Below are 6,146 nucleotides of genomic sequence, written 5' to 3'. Positions count from 1 at the left end.
TGAGGGGGTCAATTACCTAATTTTCAGGGAAAAAGTCCCTGAATTTACCCCTGATCACTCCCATATCTGGTACTTTTTGAGGGGAAAAAAGTCCAAAAGTCTTATCCAACAAGGTTTTTAGATTTATTCAGCAAGCCCTATCTATTTCGATGTAGTTTCTCCCATACCAACGGCATTTGTAGGCTAATTGTCGGGTTATTTCTCCCCAGCTAACATCAGATATTGCCTGAGATAATTTCGGGTTTTTGACCATATTCTTGACGGCTAAATTCTCAACCACAATCGTTTGGTTTTCACGAACTAATTGAGTGGTTAGCTTATGTAAATGGTCTTTTCTACTATCGGTGATTTGAGCGTGAATTCTGGCTACTTTGATTCTCGCTTTTTCCCGATTTTTTGAGCCTTTCTGTTTTCGAGAAAGACTTTTTTGTGCCTTTCGCAACCTCCGATAATGTTTCTTAAAATGCTTAGGATTAGATACCTTGTCTCCATCGCTGGTAATTACTAGGCTACTAATTCCTAAGTCAATTCCGATGGCTTTATCAGTTGGGGGTAATGGCTGGATTGTTGGGTCATCAAATCTTATTGAAATATGCCAACGTCCAGAAGGATGCAATCTGACTGTTACTGTACTTGGGTCACAAGCTTCTGGTATTTGTCTTGACCATCGAATCGCTAAGGGTTCCGTGCATTTAGCTAAATAGATTTGTTTGTCTTTAAATTTAAAAGCAGATTTGGTAAATTCGGCACTTCCTCCTTGATGTTTTTTCTTAAAGTTGGGATACTTAGTACGACCAGCAAAGAAATTGGTAAAAGCTGTTTGTAGGTGTCTTAACCCTTGTTGTAAAGGAACACAGCTAACCCCATTCAAGAAGTCTAATTCTTCTTGTTTTTTCCACTCAGTCAACATCGAAGAAGTTTCAGTATATCCTACTCTTTCTTGTCTTTCGTACCATGCTTGTGTTCTGAGATGGAGTGCCTTATTGTAAACCAATCTTACACAGCCCAATGTGCGCCGCAATAGCGACTCTTGTTCGGGTGTGGGGTAAAATCGAAACGAATAGGCTTTTTCCATACCTCACATTTTAGCATATATTTCGTAAACGATGCTCATATTTAACAGTAAAGCCGTCGTAGAACGACGGGGTTTCAGACCCAAAATTTCCGATGAAAAGCACTGAACTCCAGAGATGGGTCATAGACCGCGATGATTGGGAAAAGCCCTCGGTGAGCGTGGGGCGAATAGTACGGCTCCTAGGAGCGAGGATAGAGTCCACTGTTTAGAGCTTAGGGATTATCTGTGAAAAACTGGCTTAATTAAGCTTGCACAGGCGTTTTGCGCCATGTTCGACCTTGAATAGTCGTGTGGAATTGCCAATTAGCTACGGTTTCTGGATAATCGCCCCGATAGTGACCGCCTCGGCTTTCTGCTCGTAATAAGGCACTTTCCAGAATTAAGTCGGCGATGTCTAGAAGATTTAACGTCTCGATCGCTATTCTTATTTCTAACTGCACCGAGGGACACAAAAATAATTGTCCTTTGTCGGGAAGAAGATTCTGGAGAAATTGGCCCATCTTTAAGGAATGTAACTGTTGTTTCCACTGTTGCACCCGTAGGATAGCAATTTCTAACTCATTTTGAAATCGGCAAATTCCCGCATTTTCCCACATTAAAATCGGTAATTCTCTCCGTACTTTTTGCCAGTCTTCCTGTTCTTCCTGCCAGTTTTCCGCAATTTCTAAGGGTTTTTCGGGTCTTTCCCCACGAAAGTTTTCTGGCTCTAGACCTATTTCAGCCAAACTTGCCGCAAAGACAATACATTCTAAGAGAGAATTACTGGCTAAACGATTGGCCCCGTGGACACCTGTACTAGCGGCTTCGCCGATCACATACAAACCGGGTAGGGAAGTGCGGGCGTTTAAATCTGTGGCCACTCCTCCCATCCAATAGTGAGCGGCGGGGGCGACTGGAATCACATCCTCAAGCACATTAATGCCCCATTTTTGACAGATGCGGATAATATTGGGGAAACGATAACGCAGACGCTCCGGTTCGATTGGTCTTAAATCTAGATATACTTTGGCATGGGCGGGATCGTCGGAGGTTTTTTGCAAATGGCTAAAAATCGCCCGACTCACCACATCCCGGGGGGCCAATTCTCCTGCCGGATGGTAATCGAAGGCAAAACGCCGCCCCTGAGCATCAATTAAATGCGCTCCTTCGCCGCGCACCGCTTCACTAATTAAAAACCGCGGCGCCCCCGGCACAGTCAAAGCGGTGGGGTGAAACTGAAAAAATTCCGGGTCGCGAATCACTGCCCCAGCACGCCAAGCCAGGGCGACTCCATCCCCGGTGCTAACGGCGGGATTAGTGGTTTGGGCGTAGACTTGACCGCCGCCTCCCGTAGCCAGAATGACTGCTTGCGCTCGCAGCCAACAGAGATGATCTTGATGGAGTAAACAAATACCTTGACAGCGTTGCCCTTCCGGGTCAAGCCAGAGTTTCAGCGCGATCGCTTGGGGAATAATGGTAATATTGGGGCGTTCGACCACTTTTTCCATCAGGGTACTGACGATCGCTCTCCCCGTGCGATCAGCCGCGTGCAGCACCCTGGCCTGGGAGTGGGCAGCCTCAAGAGTACGGGCTAAGTCGTCTCCGGAGCGATCAAAACTAACTCCTAACCGCAGCAAATCAGCGATCGCTTGGGGGGCTTTCTCGACTAAAAACTGCACGGCATAGCGATCGCATAAGCCTGCTCCAGCTTTCAGGGTATCTTCTAAATGGAAAACGGGGGCATCCTCAGGGGACGTGGCCGCCGCAATTCCTCCCTGCGCCCAATCACTAGCCCCAGTTTTTAAATCTTCTTTGGTAATTAAACCCACCTTTAAGTTAGGAGGTAAACACAGCGCGGCATACAATCCCGCCGCTCCCGATCCCACCACTAACACATCTTGATAACTCGGCAGTTGCGAGGAAACGACCATTGAGGGATGAATTGATAAATTCTATTCATTCTAGCATTCCATTTCTCTATAGCTCTGGCAAAAATCGCCAGTCTTTCCTTGGGGCAGTATGCCAGATTCTTTCTTTTGCCTCTTGCCTTCAGAAGCTGATCACTGAAAAAGGTGAGCGATCGCTCACCTAGGAATTTTTTTAAAACCGCCATTAACTGGATTTAGTAAACTCCGGGGTTAAAACGGTCATCACCCTCGATAAATTCTTTAGAAGGCTCAGTAACGGTAAATTTCTCCAGATTAGCCTGTAAACGCTCTTTTTGAGTGGCCGAGAGTCCGGGGATATTGAGGACATCTTCCACTTCTTCGTAGGGGGCGTTTTTGATGATTTTACCGGCTAAATTGGGATAGAACCCTCTCAAGTCCCGGAAATCGCGAATATCACTGTTATTGAGGTCGATTTTCGCCCCAAATTCTGTAGTTAGTTTGGCATCGGCCGCATTTAAGACCGCCACAGGAAGAGAGGGAAGGGCGATCGAGGTGAGATTGAGAGCTTGAGCGGGAACTTTGCCCCAAAAACTCCCGATAATCAAGGCAATTACCGCCAGCAGACGAAAAAGATTCTTCATTGCAGTTGTGGTCTCCTAAAACCAAGGCAAATTAACGATCAGGACAAGAAATTAAGCCGTCAGCCTTCAGCTTTCCGACTAGGCATAGGGTGGGGGATTGGGACTTACCACCGCAGCCTACCCATTAGCTGAACGCTGATAGCTAGTTAAAAAAGTTATATCATGCCATCTAGACCAGATCATAACCTAGTTTGCCGCCCTAGGGGAAGGGTTTTGGGTATTGGGGGATGGGGTTTTAGGGTTTTAGGGGTTTGATCACAAAGAACAAGTTGGTTAGGACAATCTAAATCGCTAAAATCAGGTTCTGGCAAGGATTTTCCTGCTGCCCCCTGCCATCTGCTCTAGTTGAATTTCCCTATTCCCCCATTCCCCTATCTCCCCACTTCCCCCATTTCCTCATTCCCCTATCCCCCAATCGAATTATTACAAATCCCTAAAATTATCCCTGACGAACAGCACTCCTATGGCATCATGGACTGTTGCTTGTCTTGAAATATCTATAAGGAAGACACAATTATGGCTCTCCAATTGGGTGATATCGTTCCAGATTTTACACAAGATTCTAGTGAAGGTCTGATTTCTTTTCATCAGTGGGTAGGAGATAGCTGGGTAGTGCTGTTCTCGCACCCGGCTGATTATACCCCCGTTTGTACCACGGAATTAGGTACGGTGGCTAGTCTTAAGTCAGAATTTGAGCGACGTAATGTGAAAGTGATCGCTTTGAGTGTCGATAGTGCCGAATCCCATCGGGGTTGGATTAATGACATCAACGAAACTCAAAACACTACCGTTAACTATCCGATTATCGCCGATGGCGATCGCAAAGTGTCGGATCTCTACGGCATGATTCACCCCAATTCCCTCAATAATCTGACGGTACGTTCGGTGTTTATCATCGATCCCAACAAAAAATTACGTTTAACCATTACCTATCCTGCCAGCACGGGACGCAATTTTAACGAGATCCTGCGCGTGATCGACTCCCTGCAGCTCACCGATAACTATCAAGTGGCTACCCCCGCTAACTGGACCGACGGCGGCGATTGTGTGGTGGTTCCCTCTATTCCCACTGAAGAAGCTCGTAGCAAATTCCCCAAAGGAGTTGAAGAAATCAAACCCTATCTACGCATGACTCCCCAACCTAATAAGTAATTAGTGATGGGTAATCAGTGAACCAGATACTGGAAAACTGACAATCCGAAAACCAAGAAATCGTCAGGGAGGGTTAGCCATCCGTTTTAACGGATGCTACCCCTGGCAACAGGGGATTTATCTCCCTCTATCATTTATTGGTTTGATTGTCAATATATTTTTTCATAGTTTCCCTAGATGTGTTACCGGCAGTAGTGCCGAAAAGCAATTTCTTGGCTGGGTTAAAGACAATTCATCGACATCTATCTTAACCATAAGTTAAATTAATATTTAACAAAAATCGGCTTAAGGCTAAAAAAACAATTAACATTATAGCTCCAAATGCTTAGTAGTGGTTAGTTTAGCTAGATTGTAGATCGATGAAATTATCTAGAGATCGAGCAAGGAGCGTCAAGAATTCCTGGTTAGATCTATAAGTAAATTTTATTTTAAGTTTATTTAAGACTGTCATTACTAATGCAAGGCTGAGTCAGGCAGATTTTCCCGTAGTATCAAAAATGAAACTCGCTCCAATCGTTCAATCTGACTACGAGCGAGAGGCAATTGTAGAGACTGCCGCTTTCACTAGCATTTAATTAAGAGGAACAACCGATGGCAACTTATAAAGTCACCCTAAAAACACCCGATGGCGATCAGACAATTGAGGTTCCCGATGATGAGTACATTCTCGATATAGCTGAAGAGCAAGGACTGGACTTACCTTATTCCTGCCGCGCAGGAGCTTGCTCCACCTGTGCAGGTAAACTTGAATCTGGTAGCGTTGATCAATCCGATCAATCCTTCTTAGATGACGATCAAATTGAAGCGGGTTATGTCCTCACCTGCGTCGCCTATCCTACCTCTGACTGTGTGATCCTCACCCACCAAGAAGAAGCTGCTTTGAAGTAATCTCTCTCCAGATCGTCAGAAAACTCCCGTTAAAGCCATGGCTTTAACGGGAGTTATTTTATGGCTCAAAAATTTTTTTCCCTAAACACTTGTGTGTTTTAGCTAAGGGTGCTATGATTGTTAATCGTGGAATTAATGGGTCGGTGCCCGAGTGGTTAATGGGGGCGGACTGTAAATCCGTTGGCTACGCCTACGCTGGTTCGAATCCGGCCCGGCCCACCACGATCAATGCCCGTGTAGCTCAGTGGTAGAGCACACCCTTGGTAAGGGTGAGGTCATGAGTTCAATCCTCATCACGGGCTTTCTCTTCCCTGCTCATTCTCAATAAACCGTTGAAGGATGAGATTAAGTAGGGTCTCCTGAATAAATCTAAAAACCTTGTTGGGTAAGACTTTTAGACTTTTTGTCAATCAAAAAGTACCAGATATGGGAGTGGTCGGGGGGAAAATCCCTGGACTTTTTCCCTGAAAATTAGGTAATTTACCCGATGAAAATGGGTAAAACCCCACACCCCACACCCCA

Annotated in this window: 4 protein-coding genes, 2 tRNA genes and 1 pseudogene; 4 read left to right on the top strand and 3 right to left on the bottom strand. The window is 45.4% G+C overall.

What is annotated here, in order from left to right; translation table 11 throughout:
• Positions 1-136: 136 nt before the first annotated feature.
• The 3 genes and pseudogenes from O9295_RS20095 to psbU all read right to left on the bottom strand — a co-directional run.
• Positions 137-1,075 (bottom strand): annotated as a pseudogene (locus O9295_RS20095) (RNA-guided endonuclease InsQ/TnpB family protein); the annotation flags it as partial.
• A gap of 242 nt (positions 1,076-1,317) precedes the next feature.
• Positions 1,318-2,985 (bottom strand): L-aspartate oxidase, encoded by a 1,668-nt coding sequence (nadB, locus tag O9295_RS20090; RefSeq protein ID WP_288034822.1) that lies wholly within the window; start codon positions 2,983-2,985, stop codon positions 1,318-1,320.
• A gap of 191 nt (positions 2,986-3,176) precedes the next feature.
• On the bottom strand, positions 3,177-3,584 hold the full coding sequence (psbU, locus tag O9295_RS20085; RefSeq protein WP_079208983.1) for a photosystem II complex extrinsic protein PsbU: 408 nt from the start codon (positions 3,582-3,584) through the stop codon (positions 3,177-3,179).
• A gap of 516 nt (positions 3,585-4,100) precedes the next feature.
• Here psbU and O9295_RS20080 point away from each other — a divergent pair.
• The 4 genes from O9295_RS20080 to O9295_RS20065 all read left to right on the top strand — a co-directional run bounded on the left by O9295_RS20080 (position 4,101) and on the right by O9295_RS20065 (position 5,926).
• Positions 4,101-4,736: a peroxiredoxin gene (locus O9295_RS20080; RefSeq protein ID WP_002796875.1), complete on the top strand. Its 636-nt coding sequence runs from the start codon at positions 4,101-4,103 to the stop codon at positions 4,734-4,736.
• Between the two features lie 591 nt (positions 4,737-5,327).
• Positions 5,328-5,624: a ferredoxin gene (locus O9295_RS20075; RefSeq protein ID WP_147070765.1), complete on the top strand. Its 297-nt coding sequence runs from the start codon at positions 5,328-5,330 to the stop codon at positions 5,622-5,624.
• Positions 5,625-5,761: 137 nt separating this feature from the next.
• Positions 5,762-5,846: transfer RNA gene (locus tag O9295_RS20070), tRNA-Tyr, on the top strand.
• An 8-nt stretch (positions 5,847-5,854) separates the two neighbouring features.
• Positions 5,855-5,926, top strand: a tRNA-Thr gene (locus tag O9295_RS20065).
• Positions 5,927-6,146 lie beyond the last annotated feature (220 nt).

The sequence above is a fragment of the Microcystis sp. LE18-22.4A genome (assembly GCF_027531105.1).
GTDB lineage: Bacteria > Cyanobacteriota > Cyanobacteriia > Cyanobacteriales > Microcystaceae > Microcystis > Microcystis aeruginosa.
This window is presented reverse-complemented; position numbering and strand designations above follow the sequence as displayed.

Excerpts from the sequence above, each read along its gene's own strand:
- psbU (WP_079208983.1), bottom strand. The coding sequence starts at position 3,584 with ATGAAGAATCTTTTTCGTCTGCTGGCGGTAATTGCCTTGATTATCGGG.
- O9295_RS20080 (WP_002796875.1), top strand. The coding sequence starts at position 4,101 with ATGGCTCTCCAATTGGGTGATATCGTTCCAGATTTTACACAAGATTCT.
- O9295_RS20075 (WP_147070765.1), top strand. The coding sequence starts at position 5,328 with ATGGCAACTTATAAAGTCACCCTAAAAACACCCGATGGCGATCAGACA.
- nadB (WP_288034822.1), bottom strand. The coding sequence starts at position 2,985 with ATGGTCGTTTCCTCGCAACTGCCGAGTTATCAAGATGTGTTAGTGGTG.